13 protein-coding genes are annotated in these 16,692 nt (G+C 66.6%); 9 read left to right on the top strand and 4 right to left on the bottom strand.

The annotated features are described in order from the left end of the window. Positions 1-8 precede the first annotated feature (8 nt). Both SYV04_RS17150 and ribD read left to right on the top strand, forming a co-directional pair. Positions 9-1,727 (top strand): WD40 repeat domain-containing protein, encoded by a 1,719-nt coding sequence (locus SYV04_RS17150; protein WP_321546873.1) that lies wholly within the window; start codon positions 9-11, stop codon positions 1,725-1,727. Beyond that, complete coding sequence (gene ribD / locus SYV04_RS17145) at positions 1,724-3,040, top strand: bifunctional diaminohydroxyphosphoribosylaminopyrimidine deaminase/5-amino-6-(5-phosphoribosylamino)uracil reductase RibD (RefSeq protein WP_321546872.1); 1,317 nt, start codon at positions 1,724-1,726, stop codon at positions 3,038-3,040. The genes SYV04_RS17150 and ribD overlap by 4 nt, the downstream gene beginning before the upstream one ends. A gap of 14 nt (positions 3,041-3,054) precedes the next feature. Here the strand turns inward: ribD and SYV04_RS17140 are convergent, their stop codons facing one another. Continuing rightward, positions 3,055-3,693, bottom strand: coding sequence for a CHRD domain-containing protein (locus tag SYV04_RS17140; RefSeq protein ID WP_321546871.1), 639 nt, complete (start codon positions 3,691-3,693; stop codon positions 3,055-3,057). 118 nt (positions 3,694-3,811) lie between these two features. Here SYV04_RS17140 and SYV04_RS17135 point away from each other — a divergent pair, with 118 nt between their 5' ends. The 5 genes from SYV04_RS17135 to gcvH all read left to right on the top strand — a co-directional run bounded on the left by SYV04_RS17135 (position 3,812) and on the right by gcvH (position 8,245). Beyond that, complete coding sequence (locus SYV04_RS17135; RefSeq protein ID WP_321546870.1) at positions 3,812-4,696, top strand: LysR family transcriptional regulator; 885 nt, start codon at positions 3,812-3,814, stop codon at positions 4,694-4,696. Positions 4,697-4,821: 125 nt separating this feature from the next. Then, on the top strand, positions 4,822-6,390 hold the full coding sequence (locus SYV04_RS17130) for a protein adenylyltransferase SelO (protein WP_321546869.1): 1,569 nt from the start codon (positions 4,822-4,824) through the stop codon (positions 6,388-6,390). Between the two features lie 65 nt (positions 6,391-6,455). Continuing rightward, complete coding sequence (locus SYV04_RS17125) at positions 6,456-7,181, top strand: tetratricopeptide repeat protein (protein WP_321546868.1); 726 nt, start codon at positions 6,456-6,458, stop codon at positions 7,179-7,181. A 59-nt stretch (positions 7,182-7,240) separates the two neighbouring features. Continuing rightward, positions 7,241-7,795, top strand: coding sequence for a GNAT family N-acetyltransferase (locus SYV04_RS17120; protein WP_321546867.1), 555 nt, complete (start codon positions 7,241-7,243; stop codon positions 7,793-7,795). Between the two features lie 54 nt (positions 7,796-7,849). After that, on the top strand, positions 7,850-8,245 hold the full coding sequence (gene gcvH / locus SYV04_RS17115) for a glycine cleavage system protein GcvH (RefSeq protein ID WP_321547055.1): 396 nt from the start codon (positions 7,850-7,852) through the stop codon (positions 8,243-8,245). A gap of 8 nt (positions 8,246-8,253) precedes the next feature. Here the strand turns inward: gcvH and SYV04_RS17110 are convergent, their stop codons facing one another. After that, positions 8,254-8,976, bottom strand: coding sequence for an immunity 52 family protein (locus tag SYV04_RS17110; RefSeq protein WP_321546866.1), 723 nt, complete (start codon positions 8,974-8,976; stop codon positions 8,254-8,256). Between the two features lie 14 nt (positions 8,977-8,990). Then, positions 8,991-10,421 (bottom strand): SitA5 family polymorphic toxin, encoded by a 1,431-nt coding sequence (gene sitA5 / locus SYV04_RS17105; protein ID WP_479691443.1) that lies wholly within the window; start codon positions 10,419-10,421, stop codon positions 8,991-8,993. A 350-nt stretch (positions 10,422-10,771) separates the two neighbouring features. On the opposite strand from sitA5, the gene SYV04_RS17100 reads away from it, so the two are divergent. Further along, complete coding sequence (locus SYV04_RS17100) at positions 10,772-11,443, top strand: hypothetical protein (RefSeq protein WP_321546864.1); 672 nt, start codon at positions 10,772-10,774, stop codon at positions 11,441-11,443. A gap of 125 nt (positions 11,444-11,568) precedes the next feature. Continuing rightward, entirely contained in the window at positions 11,569-13,077 is a 1,509-nt protein-coding gene (locus tag SYV04_RS17095) for a serine/threonine protein kinase (protein WP_321546863.1), read from the top strand. A gap of 1,158 nt (positions 13,078-14,235) precedes the next feature. On the opposite strand, the gene SYV04_RS17090 is transcribed toward SYV04_RS17095, so the two are convergent. Then, entirely contained in the window at positions 14,236-16,635 is a 2,400-nt protein-coding gene (locus tag SYV04_RS17090) for an endonuclease MutS2 (protein ID WP_321546862.1), read from the bottom strand. Positions 16,636-16,692: the final 57 nt, after the last annotated feature.

The raw sequence follows: 16,692 nt of genomic DNA, 5'->3' as shown, positions 1-16,692 counted from the left end.
CACACGCCATGAAGCACCTCGGCCCCATCAGCGGTGTATCCGCCTATCAAGACAAGTACATCGCGACCGCTGGTTATGACAACCAACTCATCCTCTGGGAGGGACTTTCCCGGACGCCCATCGCTCGCGCCTATCACGATCACCTGGCCAACCAGTGTGCCTTCAGCCCGTGTGGCCGATATCTGGTCAGCTCGAGCAGCGACCACACGGCGCGTGTCTGGGAATTGCCCTATATGAAGTTGCGGGCCGTGCTGAGCCACCACCAGGATGACGTGGAGATGGCGGCCTTCAACGCGCGTGGGGACCTGGTGGCGACGTGCTCACGGGACCACACCGTGCGCGTGTTCTCGATCGATGGCCAGCTTCGCGCCGAGATGCACGGCCACGAGTCGGATGTCATCTCCGTGAGCTGGGAGCGTGACAGCGATCGGGTGATCTCCAGCAGCGACGATGGGACGATCCGCCGCTGGGACGCGCGGACCGGTCAACTGCTGGAGACGATCGATCTGGGCGATGTGGAGACCGACACGATCGCCATCGCCGAGGATGGGATGGTGTTCGCCGGCAATGACAACGGAGAGATCCTGCTCCTGGCCAAGGAAGGAATTCGTCGCATCCCGGCCCACGCGGCGGGCATCAAGCGGCTGGTCTACAACCGGGGACAATTGGTCAGCCTGAGCTATGACCGCAACGTGATGATCTGGGCCTACGAGGAGGGGACGCTGCGGCGGCTGCGCGTCTCCGAGTTCCCCAGCATCGTCTGGCCCCGCTCCTGTGCGTTCTTCGGTGAGTCCAAGCTCGCCTTCGGCACCTTCGGGTCCACCTATGCGCTCTATGACTACGCCAGCGACACCTGGGACACGGGCGGCATCGACCCGGACATCAGCCTGAACGCGGTGGCGCATGCGCATGGCAGCACCTACGCCATCGGGGATGCCGGCGTGGCCTTCAAGGATGGGAAGCCGATCTCCGAGCTCGGCAGTCTCTGCAACTTCCTGCTGCCCTTTGGCTCCTCCGTCCTCACGGGGGGACAGATGGGCCGGGTGTTCGATGCGGTCAGCGGCAAGTGCATCTACCAACACCGCTCGCCCCTGAACTGCGGCGCCACCTTCATCAAGGACGGTGTCCCGCACGCCGTCATCGGCGCCTATACCGGAGAGGGGCTCGTCTTCCGCCGGGAGGGGCAGGACATCGTGTACGTGGCGACCGTGTCCCTCCATGAGAATGCCATCAAGGGCGTCGCCTGCTCCCAGGGCATCCTCTTCTCCGTCTGCGCCACTGGCGCCGCCGCCATGCACCGGCTGTCGGACTTCGGCCTGATGCGCCGGATCGACAAGGCGCACGATCGGATCGCCAATGGGTGCGCCGCGCTCCCGGATGGCCGCTTCGCCAGCATCAGCCGGGACCGCAAGCTCCGGCTGTGGACGGGCGGGAAGGCGGAGGCGTTCGAGTCGCCGCACCGGCACTCCATCAAGTGCATCGCCGCGTCCTCGGATGGGCGGTGGATCGCCACGGGGGACTACGCCGGCTCGGTGGCCATCTTCGACGTCGAGCAGCGCCGCTGGGTGCGCTTCACCCGCCCGACGGCCGCGGGGATCTCCAACGTCGCGGCGGCGCGCGAGCCCGGCCGGTTCACCGCCAGCTCGTACGACGGGCAGCTCTACGAGGTGGGGGTGTCCTCGGTCCGGAGGGTGGCGGCGGCGGCCGTCATGGAGGCGCATCCATGATCTCCCTGCGCAGGGGCTTTGGCGGCGGAGGGCTGCTCTCCCGCACGCTGCCGAGCGGGCTCCAGCACCGCGCGGAGCCCGTGGGCGCTCCGCAGCGAGATGAGGACGAGCGGTGGATGCAGCTGGCGCTGGAGCGGGCCATGTCAGGCAATGGCCGCAGCAACCCGAACCCCACGGTGGGCTGTGTCATCGTCAAGGACGGTCGGGTCATCGCCGAGGGAGCGACGGAGGTGCATGGCGGCCGGCATGCCGAGCGGGTCGCCATCCAGAGTGTGGCGGATCGCTCCGTGCTGCGTGGGGCGACGATCTACGTGACGCTGGAGCCCTGCTCGCATACAGGCCGACAGCCGCCCTGCGTGGAGCTGGTGGAGAGCTGCGGCTTCGCCCGCTGTGTCGTCGGGCTGGCGGATCCGAACCCGCTGGTGGCGGGGGGCGGGCTGCGACGCGTGCGGCAGGCCGGCGTGGAGCTGCGGCTCGGGGTGCTGCGCGACGAGCTGATCGCCTGGCACCTGCCGTTCCTCTTCTGGCAACTCGCGAAGCGTCCGCTGATGGCGGCCAAGTGGGCGCAGACCCTCGATGGGCAGCTCGCCTACGACGACGGGCACACCCAGTGGATCTCCGGTGAGGAGTCCCGCGCGTACGCACACTGGCTCCGCCAGAAGTACGACGCCATCCTCGTGGGGGCGGGCACGGTGCTGGCCGATCATCCGACGCTCACGGTGCGCTCGTGCCGAGGGCCTCATCACCGGCAGCCGGTCCGGGTGCTGTTCGATCCCCGGGGGCGCATCCTCTCCTGTCCCGAGGCGCAGTGGCGGGTCCTGCTGCAGCGCACCTTCTCTCCAGAGACGCCTACGGTCCTGCTGACGAGCAATGCGGTGCTGGAGAACGCGCGGCTCTCGGCTCCGGGCATGGAGCACGTCCACGGCGTTCCGCTCCCGGAAGGGAAGTCCCCCATCCTGGGCCTGTATGAGGCGTTATCGGATCCGCTCGTTGCCGAGCGGGTAGGGCGCCCCCTACACAGCGTCCTGGTGGAGGGCGGTCCGCGCTTGCTCTCCGCGTTGGCCACGGCCGACCTGATCGATCTCGCCCATGTCTTCACGGCGCCGAAGATCGGAGGAGGTCAGCGGCATCGTCTGGGCCTTGCCACCGCTCAGGGAACGGCCTTCCAACTGCACCCGTTCGCGCACGCTCGCCTTGGCGACGACCTGCTGACGGAATACCTGCGCCCGGACACGGGCTCGTTGCTGGAAGGCTTGGAGTCCTTCGCCGAGCTCCCGGAGCATCAGGAGTCGACCGTTCGCGCCCATGCGTGAGCTGTAGGCGAGCCCTACTTCTCCTGCGCGGGGTAGATCTGCCCGCGCATCTCTCCGTAGTAGGTGTGCGCCTTGGTGTGGAGGTTGAAGTAGAGCACCCCCTTCTTCGCCAGGTACTCGAGCCCGGCCAGCGTCTTGGCCTGGCTCAGGAAGCCCAGCTCGGAGGGGCAACCCTCGGGCAGCGTGGGCTTGAGCCCCTTGGGCATGTCCTTGACGAAGACGACATTCTTGTTGGTGAGCTCCATGGAGAACTTGCCGGTGGCGAGCTTCTTCGCGGGGCTCTCGTGGTCTCCGAAGTCCACGATGATGGGGCCCAGGACGCCCGGAGGGCCGCAGTGGATGTGGAACATGACGATGTCGGTTGCGTTCACTCCCTGGATCTCGACATCGACGTAGGCCTTGCTCAGGTCCTTGGCGAACCGGATCTGCCCATAGCCCCGGGACTTGCGGCTCTCGCGGGGCGTCGCGGGAGCCGTGCCCCCGAGGCTCTTCTCCAGCAGCTTGGGGACCTCGGACTCCTCGCCCGGCTCCTGGGCGGGGCTCATGTAGGCTTCATAGACCGTGAAGGTCGTCGCCCCCTGGGCAGGATCCTTGGCCCAGGCGGGAAGCGTGAACAGCGCGAGAGGGAGGGCGAGGGCAGCGGGCATGCGCATGGGGCGTTCCACCTTGCAGTTGGAGGCCTCTTTCGTAGCCGGCGCGGCGCGTGGACGATGGCCGAAGACGGACATACGGTGGCCGTTGCGCGGCCACCCCGGGGAGAGAGGCACGAGCATGGATCTGGAAGAGTTGCGTGCTTTTCTCGACGTCGTGGAGACGGGCTCGTTCCTGGCCGCCGCCGAGTCCCTGGGCGTCTCGCGCACGACGCTGAGGCGCCGGGTCGAGGCGCTCGAGGCGCGCGTCGGCGTGCCGCTCCTCAAGAGCACCCCCCATGGCATCCTCCTGACCGAAGCGGGTGATGCGCTCGCCCAGCGCGGGCGGGTCATGATGCAGGAGACGAGCGCGCTGCTGGCCTCCCTCCGCGAGGTGGGCCAGGACCCGTCGGGAGTGCTCCGGGTGGTGATGCCCGTGGGACTGCCGCCGCACCTGGTCGCGCCGCTCTTCGGGCTGCTGCGGGCCTCCTATCCTCGGCTGAGCGTTCACGCCCGTGCCAGCGACGACCCGCTGGGCGAGCCGCTGGACAACGTGGACATGGCGGTTCACTTCGGAGAGGACACCCCGAGGGGACCCTGGCTCTCGCAGGTGGTGCTGCGCGTGCGAGAGGGGCTGATCGCCAGTAAGGACTACCTGCAACAGAAGGGGACTCCGAGTTCGTTGCAGGAGCTGCAACGCCACGAGCTCTTCTCGTGGGAGACGCCAGGAGGCGATCCGCGCAGCTGGCCCACGCTTCGGGGCACCGTCTTCACGGTACAGCCGGCGCTCATCAGCGCGGACATCCATCTGATCCGCACCTGCTGCATCGCGGGGCTGGGGATTGGCCTGGTTCCCACCGTGGAGCTGCCCGACCCCGGCAGTCCCGCCGACCTCTTGGTACCCGTGCTGCCCGACCTGGTGGGGCGCGAGCGCCCGGTTCGCATCAGCGTGCCCGAGGCCCTCTCGGAAATTCCCAAGATCAAGCAGGTGCTCACGCACATCCGCCAGTTCCTGGCACCGCTGTGAAGCGTGGCGCGATCGGGTTCTGGGGTCGCAAGCCGCTTGCCAGATGGGCGAGGGAGCGTCAGAACCGCGTGAAAGCCCGGTGCGGCACCCCGCATCACCGGTGTCGCTGGAGCATCTGAGTCTACATGCTTTCGTTTCTCTCCCGCTTTGTTGATTCCACCCCTGGAGATCTCCTCAGCGAGCCCCACCGGCGCCAGGTTCACGGCGCGCTGTGGTCGAAGGTGGCGCCGACGCCCGTGTCCGCGCCGCGGATGGTCGCCTGGTCTCCCGAGGTGGCCCGGCAGCTCGGTCTGGACGAGGCCACCATGCAATCCGCCGAGACGGTGCAGGTGCTGGCCGGCAACGCGCTCTGGCCGGGCATGGTGCCGTACGCCGCCAACTACGGCGGGCACCAGTTCGGCCACTGGGCCGGGCAGCTGGGGGACGGCCGTGCCATCGTCCTGGGCGAGCGGGTGGCGCCTGACGGGACGCGTCATGAGCTGCAGCTGAAGGGCGCGGGGCCCACGCCCTACTCACGCCGCGCCGATGGGCGCGCGGTGCTGCGCTCGTCCATTCGCGAGTTCCTGTGCAGCGAGGCGATGCACCACCTTGGTGTGCCCACGACGCGGGCGCTGTCGCTGGTCGCCACGGGCGAGCCGGTCATTCGGGACATGTTCTATGACGGCAATCCCCAAGCCGAGCCGGGGGCCATTGTCTGTCGAGTGGCGCCGACCTTCCTCCGGTTCGGCAACTTCGAGCTCTGCACGAGCCGAGGGGACGTGAAGCTGCTGAAGCAGCTCGCGGACTACACGGTGACGCACTTCTTCCCGGAGCTTGGCGCGCCTTCGAAGGAGACGTACGCGGCCTTCTATCGCGAGGTGGCCCGGCGCACGGCGCGGCTCATCGCGCACTGGCAGGCGGTCGGGTTCGTTCATGGGGTGATGAACACCGACAACATGTCGATCCTCGGCCTCACCCTCGACTACGGCCCTTACGGGTGGATTGACGACTTCAACCCGGGGTGGACGCCCAACACGACCGACGCGGAGCAGCGGCGCTACCGGTTCGGCAACCAGCCGAACATCGGGTTGTGGAACGTCGAGCGGCTGGGCGCTGCGCTGATGCCGCTCTTCGAGGAAGACGAGTCCCTGGTGGAGGCAGGGCTGCTCGAGTACCAGCGCGCCTTCGAGGAGGAGGCGACGCGGCGCTTCGCAGCGAAGCTCGGGCTGTCTTCTCTCCGGAACGAGGAAGACCTCGCGCTGATGAACGGCTGCTTCGCGTGGCTCGCGGCGGAGGAGACGGACATGACCCGCTTCTTCCGGGGCCTGGCTCAGGTGGTGACGGCGGAGACGGCGCCCACGGAGCTGCCAGCGGTGGTGCGCGAGAGCTTCTACGGCGAGGTTCCCGAGGTCCATGTGGCCAAGGGCGTCGAGTGGCTCAAGGCCTGGTGGCAGCGAACGCGGCGCGAGGAGGCGGCCCCGGCGGAGCTGGCGCGGCGCATGAACGCGGTGAATCCGAAGTACGTCCTGCGCAACTGGCTCGCCCAGGAGGCGATCGATGCCGCGCACGCGGGCGATGACTCGAAGGTACACGCGCTGCTCGACGTGATGCGCAGGCCGTTCGATGAACAGCCTGGACGCGAGCATTTCGCGGCGAAGCGGCCGGACTGGGCCCGAACGAAGCCGGGATGCTCGGCGCTCTCGTGCAGCTCATAGTCGTGCAACGGCCTATCCCGGGAGCCCTGCACCCGGCAGGATGCCGTTGAGGGAGGACGCGGGGTTTGGCGCACAAGGGACGCATTCCGTGGCTGCCGGAGCTGGCCGCGCCGCTTCGCGAGGTGGATCGCCTGAGGCGTGGCGGGCGCTACGAGATGGCGCTGGCCTTGATCCGGCAGCTGGCCGAGGCCCACCCGACGCAGATCCGGGTGCTGCTGGAGATGGCGTTGACGCTCGGCATCTGGGGGCGTGCTCCCGCGGAGGCGCTGCCCTGGTTCGATCGCGTCCTGGAACTGGCGCCGGGGCACCTGACGACGCGGCTCCAGCGGGCCCTTACGCTCGCCCGGCTGGGCCGTCACGTGGAGGCGGTGGCGGACTTCAACATGGTGGAGTCGGTAGGGCACCGCAAGCTGCTCATCCTCTATGCGAAGCGCGCCGAGTCCCTCCGGGCGCTCGAGCGTCACGCCGAGGCCGAGCGCGACTGGACCCGGGCCCTGTCCGAGGACCCGGGCAACCCCTGGCTGCTTCAGCAGCGCGCCCAGGCGCGGGCTCGGCTGGGCCGGCTGGAGGAGGCCATCCAGGATCTCACCGACGCGATCGCCTCGGAACAGGAGGACTCGGTGGACCCGGAGCTGCTCCGCGATCGAGGGGCGCTGCGGGCCCGGATGGGGGACGCCGCCGGATCTCGTGCCGACTTCGAGGCGGGGCTCGCGGGCTTTCGCGAGGGGGATCCACCCGAGCTCCTGGACTCGCTGCGCAAGGGGCTCCAGGACACCGGCTCGATAGGGTAGGGCGACACGTCCTCCCTGGCGCCCGGGTTGGGGGCGCTGCGAAAATGGAATCCATGGTCGTGAACGCTGGAAGCCCGATGGAGATCCGCTTCGTGGATGCCACGGAAGCCGAGTCCTACCGGGAGGCCCTGGTGGAGCTGCTGAGGGACGCAGTGGACGGTGGGGCCTCGGTGGGCTTCCTGCCACCGCTGGAGGAATCCGAGGCTCGGGCCTACTGGGAAGGCGTGCGGGAGGACCTGGTCGCGGGCAGACGCAGCCTGGCCCTGGCCTGGGTGGAGGGCCGGGTGGCAGGGACGGCGCAGCTGGTGGAGGCAGGAAAGGCCAACGCTCGCCACCGGGCCGAGGTGTCCCGGGTGCTGGTCCACTCGGCCTTCCGCCGCCGAGGCCTGGGGGCAGCGCTCATGCGCGCCGTGGAGGCGCGGGCCCGGGAGCAGGGCAAGCGCACCCTGGTGCTGGACACGCGGGAAGGGGACTCCGCCGAGCGGCTCTATCAATCCTTGGGCTGGATCCGCGTGGGAGTGATTCCCGAGTACGCCCGGAACGGGGCTGGCACGTTGGATGGCACGGCCGTCTACTACAAGCTGCTCGGCGCGGATTTTCGATCCGCTCGGTGAAGCTCCCATGCTTATGCTCCTGCCCTCTTCTACCTCCATCACCGGAGAGGGGTGCTGATCGTGACTGTTCCTAAGGAACTGAAGTACACCAAGGAGCATGAGTGGGTGTTGCCGGCAGGTAACAACAGGGTGAGGGTCGGCCTCACGGATTTCGCGCAGAGGCAACTGGGCGATGTCGTGTACGTGGAACTGCCCAAGGTGGGTGACACCTTCGCCGCCGAAGACGAGATTGGCACCGTCGAGTCCGTCAAGGCCGTGGCCGAGGTATTTGCCCCCGTGGCAGGCAAGGTGGTGACCATCAACGAGGGCATCGTCGAAGATCCGGAGTTGGTGAATCAGGAGCCCTATGGAGACGGGTGGTTCATCGAGCTCGAGGTCTCGGATGCGAAGCAGTTGAGCAGTCTCATGGATGCCGCAACCTACGAGAACTTCCTCAAAGACGCAGAGTAGGGCTGAATTCACCCTGCCGGCCAGGGCTGCAACGGTCGTAGCAGCCCGGCTCGATTCAACAACTCGTGGACGCGAGCGGCCAGCGCGACGTGCTCTGGGTTGGAGGCGGTGAATCGCTCGGGGGTGAGGGTGACGAGGGTTCCCTTACCCTCCACGGGTTCGATACTCACGGGAGCAGGCAGTGGGGGCACAGTGCCTCGCAGCCGCGAGAAGTACATGACCCAGCCTACGAAGGTGCCTGGGTGTGGGAACCCCTTCACCGCCAGCTGACGGTGCGCATCGGACGTAGCGATCCCCCATTCTGGCTCCCAGGCTAAGGCCATGGCACGCAGCACCTCGGTCATGGCAGGAGCGGTTAGTACCCGGTCCCCGACGAAACCTTCATTGTGGGGGGTGAGCACGCAGTTGGATGCAAGCCGGGAGGAGGATGAACCACACGTTCCGTCAATGATGGACGTTTCGTGAAGGGTGTCGCCCGTCCACAGGTGGAACGAGAAGCGGTCACCGAAGTGATTCTCTTCCTGAGCGAACAACTGCTGGAAGCTCGGCGCATCCGTGCGGAACTGGAGTTTGCGCGCTTCCTCGAAGGAATCTGCCTTCTCATACCAGCGAGTCCATGCCGGGTCGCAGCGCCCGAGGAGATGGAAGAAATGCTCCGCACGGCGTGCGCAAGCCTCGGCGGATTCGGGCCGGGCGAGCCAATAGGAGGCGGCGTAATGGTTCTCTATCATCGATTGTCTACCCCTTACGGAACTGGGGGAACATGGATGACTTCGATGGGGAGCCCCTCTTTCTCGAAGAGCAATCTGAGTGCCCTCGCGAGCTTCTCCTCGGCGACGATCCACCGGATGGGCGTTCCATTGGCGGCTTCGAACTGGCGCTTTGCCTGCTCGAGCATCTGCTCACGTCCCTGGAAGGTCGGCAGAAAGTCTAGCTTCTTGGTGATCCACTGCGCGTAGCCGGTGGCCTTGGTCTCGATCAAGCCCCCTAGGTCAAAGCCGTCGAATTTCACGTCTTTGTTCCCCAGCTTGACGCGGTAGACGTAGCCTTCAGGGGCGCCCGTCACCTGCGCTTGGTAGCGGCGCGCCTGTTCGGACATGCCTTCGCCCGCTTGGACCCATTCCCCTGGCCCGCCGGGGCGGTTCGGCGTGGCCTTCGCGCCAGTCTTGCCACCTGAACTGTCGCGCGTCGTCATGGCCACGGCGTTGGGGGCCAGCGCGATGGTGACACCCTCGGCACTGAGGGCGACTGATTCCACCTGAGCCAGCGCAGGGGCCGTCAATCGGATGTTCAGCTGCGTCTCAGCCACGACTGCGGCCTGCCTGGCCCCTGGCAGCTTCGGCAGGGTCGTTGCCATGCCCGCCGCCGTGCTCCCCATCGCCACGGTGGCCAGCATGACGAACGCACGGGCCGCCTTCTCTCCCATCACATCCCCGAACTTCTCTCCGGACGCGGAGATGTCATCGAAGGCAGTGGCGCGATCCACCTCCTTCATCAGCACCAGCCATCCATCGATCAGCCGCCACACCGTGTCCCAGCCTAAGTACGCCATGGCCCCCACTGTCAGCAGCGCGGCCACGCCCTTACTCACTGGCTCGGGCAGCGCCAACAAGATGGCGTACATGGTGAGCCCCCCGACGAGCGTGGCCACCACGGCCTGGGGGCTCACCAACTGAGCGAGTTCTTTCTTCATGGCGCCTAATACCTTGCTCTGGGCGATCGCCATCGCCAAGGCGTACTTGGCGTCACCCTCCAGAAAGGGCTTGTCCGTCAGCAGGCGCAGGCAATCTCCTGGGCCCCAGGTCCGTTCGCACCAAAGCAGGTAGCGGCGCTTCAACTCCGCATCCTCTGGCAACAGACGCAGGTTCTGGTGGCTCCCCGGCGCAGAGGGAATGAGCCGCTGGCTCATGCTTTCGTACCGGTACCAGCCGCTTCGCTCGGGCACTCCGAACAGCAATCGGGCGTGCGCTAGAGGGCGTTCCACGACTGGCACAGAGGGGGTGTATTTCGCTACAGCTTGCTTGAACTGCTTTTCGCTCACCTCCACTGGCTCCACATCTCGACGAGGTAGGTGGACGCTGGACTCGCCTGGGCCTGTATCCAAGCGGACGACCCTCGTTGAGGCGCTGCACCCCGCGAGGAACGCGAACAGCAGCACTATCGCCCAGCGCCGCATGTGGAGTCTCCTGGCCAGGGCTCCCGCGCGTCGGGAGCACCACTCGCGATTACAGGGGGGCTATGACTGGCTCGTCAATCGCGGGGTTCGCGGACACCTGCATCAGCAGTTCCCGTCCCTGCCTCGGTGCCCGCTCATCCCTAGGGTAGCCCTCGTCCCGCAGAGTGAGAAACTCCCCGTCCAGAGGGCGGGCACGTTCCTGACCCTGAGCGCCGCTGCAGAACCTCTACGTTGCGTCGAAGGGGGGCCCGTTCCAACCGGTTGGAAGGCTGGGGGGGCCCGTTCCAACCAGTTGGAAGGCTGTGGGGCCCGTTCCAACCAGTTGGAAGGCTGGGGGGCAGTCCACGTTCTTGGACGGGGGAGTCCACGTTCTTGGACTGTGCCTCCTCAAGCTCCTGGGAGAGGAGACGGCGAACCACTACCGCATGGGCCAGCTCTACAACTACGTGGTGGCGCACCAGTTGGCGGAGGCAGCGGAGTACAAGAACGCCCAGGAGTACTTCAGCAAGAACGTGCGCGAGGTGTCGCTCTCGGCTCTGTCCATGTACGGGGCGGTGGCGCACGCCTTCACGCTGGTCCACTGCAACCACTTCGGCGTCACCCGTCTCTACCTGCTGCTGACTTACAAGGTGGCCGCAGGGATCAAGGTGAACCACGAGGAGCCGGGAACCACCTCCATTGAAGTGCCGGGGAAGAATGGCACGGTGACGTCCAATCTCTTCGCCGAGTGCAGCGTGGCGGACATGCGTAAGTCAATCCAACGCAGGCGCAAGCCCGCCTCCAGCAAGCCGCTGCCGCCTGCGGACCTGGTGCTCGCGGACCGGTACCTGAATGCGGTGACGGGCAACTTCGCCAAGGGCGAGCCTATCCGGGTGCAGGTGCGCAACCACGAGGGCAGGACGGTGCTCGACTTCAGGGGCATCCCGCTGGAGCAGTTGGACAAGTTGATCAAGGCGCTGCAGGCCCAGGCCAACCTCGTGCGTAGGGAGAAGGAGGTAGAGAAGGCGCAGCCTGTAGTGTGAGTCCTGATGCATGAACGGCGGCACCGTATTCCTGGATGATTGGGGGCGCGGTGCCGCTGTCTTACGTGCGAAAGCTCCTGCCGGACCCAACGAGCCCCGTGCTGCCAAGCCACCCCTGAGGTAGGATGGCGAACGCCATGGAGAGATGGGCCGCGCTGAGACTGAACTCCACCTCGCTCCCGCCGGGGATGCGCGTGGGGATGTGGGAGCTGAGGGACTGGAGGGGACACGGAACCTACGGCACGGTGTATAGCGCCGTAAGGGTGGGGGACGAGGAGGCAGGGCTCGTCGCTTTGAAGATGGCTGCTCACCCGGGGGATGCGCGCTTCGTGCGGGAAGTGGAGCTACTGTCGCGCATTGATCATCCGAACGTGCCCAGCCTGCTCGGGCATGGGCACTGGCGGTCCCCTTCAGGTGCCAGCTACCCGTACTTCGTCATGGAGTGGGTGGAGGGCTTGCCGCTGTACACGTGGGCAAGTGTGCTCAACCCTTCGGCGAAGGAAGTGCGTCGAGTGTTGGCGCAGGTGGCGCGAGCGCTGGAAGCGACGCATTTCGTTGGAGGCGTGCATCGGGACGTCAAGGGCAGCAACGTGCTGGTGAGGCTGGCGGATGGTCGGGCCTTCCTCACGGACTTCGGGGCGGGGCACTACGCAGGGGCGATTCCTCTTACGCGGGAAACCTTGCCGCCAGGGACTCCTGTCTACCGTAGTCCAGAGGCTCGGCGGTTCGCTCGACACTTTCACGGCCAGGCCGTTGCGCCCTATGTGGCCCAGCCGGCCGATGACGTATTCGCGCTGGGAGTTACTGCCTATCGGCTGGTAACGCGCGAGTACCCGCCGTCCAGGGACTGCGATGAGGAGGTCAGTGAGGGCTGCGGCCAGGAAGAGGGCAGCGATTCTCGCTCGTGGCATTCGCTCAAACTGAGTGTAGAGCCGCAACTCAAAGCACTCATACTGCGCATACTATCCGTGAAGCCCAAGGACCGCAGGACCGCACGCGAGCTGGCTGAAGTGCTGGAGCAAACGGCAGAGCAGGCGCAGACGGAATCCGTTACCAAGCGCCCATGTTTGCGTGACTTGGAATTGGAGAACATCGCCGCACCGAGTGACGCTGCAAGCTGGGATGAATCCAAGAGGCCGGCGGAGGCCGGGGGAATGAGGAGGGCGTATATTCGCTCAATGGGCCTGTGCGCGCGGGAGGCCATATCGAGGTGGGCAGACTCTCTGGGACTCGGTCTACTCGGAGGGTTCGTGATGTTGCTGGTGGCGAGTTGGCCCTTATGGCAGATGCGTGAGCGTACGGGATTGATGAGACCTCAGCCCATCTCTGGTGAGGAAACGGCGGATGGTGGCACCGCTGCCATGGGTAACTCCATGATCACCTCGGCTATAGTCACACCGTATGCTCCTTCGGGCCAAGAGATCATTGGTTTGCCCATGCCCAAAGATCCGCTTCAAGGGCAGCGCAAAGCCCCGCAGTGCAAGTTGCCGTTAGAAGAAAGCATCAACGGGGGATGCTGGATCCGGCTAGGCAACGTCAAATCACCTTGCGCAGAGAACGGATACGAGTGGAAGGGACACTGCTACCTACCGTCGTATTCACGTCTGCCACAACCAACATCGGAGAAGGAGTAAGACGGGGTTGCTCTCAAAGGGGATTGGCGAGGAGTACGGGACTTGAACCCGTGGACGAGGGGTGCCCCAAACCCCGCGACGGCACACGCCTTTCGCTGAATCGTGCGTGGATCCAGGCACTTCGAATCCACGGAGCAGTCCTCGCCAGTTTCGCCTGTCGCCTGGAGTCCCCTCCAGTCTTGGAGACATTTTGGAGATGGAACAAAGGGCGCACAGTTCCCCAGGATTCGTCCAGTTGCGAACCGGGCGACGCTGCCGTTCTTCAGTTCGCCGAACAGTAGCGCTTCGGCTCGTGGCTTCTTCAGGGCCGCCTTCGTCTCGCTAACTCATTAGGTACCACCTGAGCAGCCGCAGCTGTTCTCAGTGCGCCAGCAGGAGGCGCCAGGGGCGCAGTAGCAGTCCTTTTTGCCGTCTCTGGAAGAGCAACTCGTCGCCTCGGCCTCGACGTTGGTGCTCTCGGAAGCAAAGAACTCGACGGAAGGGTCGTTCGCTGGGGGCGGACGGACCTCATCGTTGCCGGGACCGCAAGCAACCGCACCGAACATCGCGAAAACCGCAAGGGTCAGACGAAATGCGGGGTTCTTCATGAGAGCCAATCTCCATACTACGGGCTGTGGGACGTCTTGCCGGGAAGGGGTGTGTGCCACCCCTCCTCGGAGGGTTCTTGGTCATAAGGAGCAGTTGGATTGCTCCCTGACACAGCACGAGAGGGGCCTCGAAACGTCGCGATTCAATTTCGTGGGCCGAGCAGGTCCCCCTCAATTTTATATGAGCCGGCGAGGTGAAAAATGATGCAGAAGAGGCGCGGATTCGGCCAGATCCCTGGCCGAATCCATGGTTAGCATTTCGCCGGGAACCCGAGGCGGCGCAATGCTGCCCGATGGGCCCCACCCGGCGGCCGCAGGGCCTCGAGCCGCCTCGGGTTCTCGGCGAGGCCAGAGGCCATCAACCAGCCCGCTCGGCCGTCCATCGACCAGCGCGCTCGGTAACACCGTTCCACCACCCAGTGGCTCCGGCACTGTCACCGGCAGCCAAGGACGCGGCGATCAGCCTGCTGGCTGAAAAGGCGAAGGGCCTGGAATCTTTGAGGTTTCCCTCTCGATTCCAGGCCCCTCCATTAACGAGGAGAACGGGACTTGAACCCGTGTCCTCTTGGTTCTACGCGCGCAGTGCCACCACCGTGACGCCGTCGCCGCCCTCGTGGCTCTCGCCCGGGCGGAACATGCGGATGTAGGGCGAGTTGGCCAGGTAGTCACGGATGGCTTGCTTCAGCGCCCCCGTCCCGTGGCCGTGGATGATGAGCGCCGCTTCCTCGCCGCTGCGCATGCCCTGGTCGAGGAACTCTTCCACCTCCGTCAGCGCCTCGTCCGCTCGCATGCCGCGCACGTCGCAGCGGAAGTTCGTCGCCTTGATCTCCGCGGGCGCCACTGCCGTGGCCTTCTTCATCGCCACTTCCTGCTTGTTGCGCTCCGGGAACTTCTGCTGCGGCTTCGCCGTGCGCGAGCCCGACAGCTCCGTCACCGGCACCCGCATCTTCAGCACCCCCGCCGCCACCAGCGCCTCGTCCCCGTGCAGCTCGAGGATCTCCACGTCCTTGTCGAACCCCGAGTGCCGCACCCACGCCCCCACCTTGAGCGTCGCCGGCGCTGGCGCCACCACCTGGTACAGCTCCGCCCGCGCCTCCTTCGCCCGCTGCGCCGCCTCCTCCGCCCGCTGCTGCAGCGCCGCCCGCGCCTCCTGCGCCGCCTTCTCGTTCGACTGCGCCCGCAGCGCCTGGAGCAGCTCCTTCACCTCCGATGCCGCGTGCTCGCTCGCCGCCGCCACGTCCTCGTTGAAGCGCAGCATCTTCTCCTTGCGGTCCCGCTCGAAGGCCTGCTTCTGCGCCTCCAGCTCCTTGCGCAGCTTCTCCACCGCCGCCGCGTCCGCTCGCGCCCGATCCAGCTCCTCGGACAGCTTGCGCCGCTCCTCCTCGGCCGCTGCCAGCGCCTTGGCCAAGGGGCCGCCCGCGTTCAGCGACAAGTCCCTCGCGCGCTGGCAGATGTGCGCCGGCAGCCCCATGCGCGCCGCCACCTCGATCGCCGAGGAGGCTCCCGCCGCGCCCAGCTGCAGCCGGTACGTGGGCGCCATCTTCTTCGCATCGAAGCCCACCCGCGCGTTGAGGAAGCGCTTGTCCATGTGCGCCAGCGCCTTGAGCTCCTCCAGGTGCGTCGTTACCAGCACCACCGCGCCCTTCTCGATCAGCTCCTCCAGCACCGCGATGGCGATCGCCGCGCCCTCACGCGGATCCGTGTCCGCGGCGATCTCGTCGATCAGCACCACCGAGCCCTTGCTCACCGTCGCGGTGATGTCGCGCAGCATCGCCACGTGGCCGCTGAAGGTGGACAGGCCCTGCGCCAGGTCCTGCGAGTCACCCACCGTGGAATGGACCGAGCGATAGAGCGGCATCCGCGAGCCGGCCGACACCGGGATCTGAAGGCCGCAGCGCAGCATCAGCGAGCACAGCCCCACCGCCGTCAGCGTCACCGTCTTGCCGCCCGCGTTCGGGCCGGACACCACCAGCGCCCGCGCCTCGCCCGACAGCAGCACGTCGTTGGGCACCACCTCCGTGCCCTTGAGCGCCAGCAGCGGGTGGCGCAGGAGCCGCAGCGTCAGCTCCTCCACGCCCTTGAACTCCGGCGTCGTCGCATCCAGGTCCGCCGCCAGCAGCGCCGCGCCTTCCGCCTCGTCCAGCTCCGCTACCGCCTCCAGCCCCTCCAGGACGCGGTCGGACTCCTTGCCCAGCTGGTTCGATAGCTCCTGGAGGATTCGCCGCTCCTCCTCGGCCACCACCGACTGGGCAATCGCGAGGTCGTTGCCCAGGCCCACCATCGCCTGCGGCTCGATGAAGAGCGTCTGCCCCGTCTGGCTCGCGTTGTGGACGATGCCGGGCACCTCGCCCCGGTAGTTGGACACCACCGGCACCACGTACCGCCCGTTGCGCAGCGTGTAGTAGTTCTCGCGCAGCTTGGGGATGAAGCCCTCGTCGTGGAGCAGCTCGTCCAGCCGGCTCTTGATGCGACGGTGCAGCCCGCTGGCCCGGTCCCGGGCCTCCTTCAGGTCCGGGCTGGCCCGGTCGGAGATCGTCCCGTCCGGCTCGAAGCTGCGGTCGATGCGAGACGCGAGCGCCTCCAGCATCGGCAGGCGGCGCGAGAGCGTCGCCATCATCGGTACGGCCTCCTCTCGCTCCTCCAGCGCCTCGCGGGTGCGGGCAAAGGCATAGAGCAGCTGCGCGGAGGCGATCAAATCCCGGGGCTCCAGCATGCCGCCCTTGGAGGCCCGGTTCACCGCGTCTCTCAGGTCGCTCACCCCTCCCAAGGGGAGGGAGAACTGCTCCTGGGCGAGGCTGCGGGCCTCGCCGACGAGGGAGAGCGCATCGGCGACCTGGTCCTCGGTGTCCAGGAAGGGGCGGGCTGAGGCGCGCTCCTTTCCGGGAGCGGTCCGACAGCGGTGGGCCAGCGCGCTAAGCACCTGCGCGAAGCCGAGATCCTCGAGGGTTCGTTGAGCAATCTGCACGGACATGGGTTTCGTGCCTGGCCGTTTGGCCGTCAAGGGAACATTGAAGGGAAGAGGCCCGCT

The sequence above is a fragment of the Hyalangium ruber genome, assembly GCF_034259325.1.
GTDB classification, from domain to species: Bacteria; Myxococcota; Myxococcia; order Myxococcales; family Myxococcaceae; genus Hyalangium_A; species Hyalangium_A rubrum.
The sequence above is the reverse complement of the archived record's forward strand: the minus strand, read 5'-3'. Positions and strand labels throughout refer to the sequence as shown.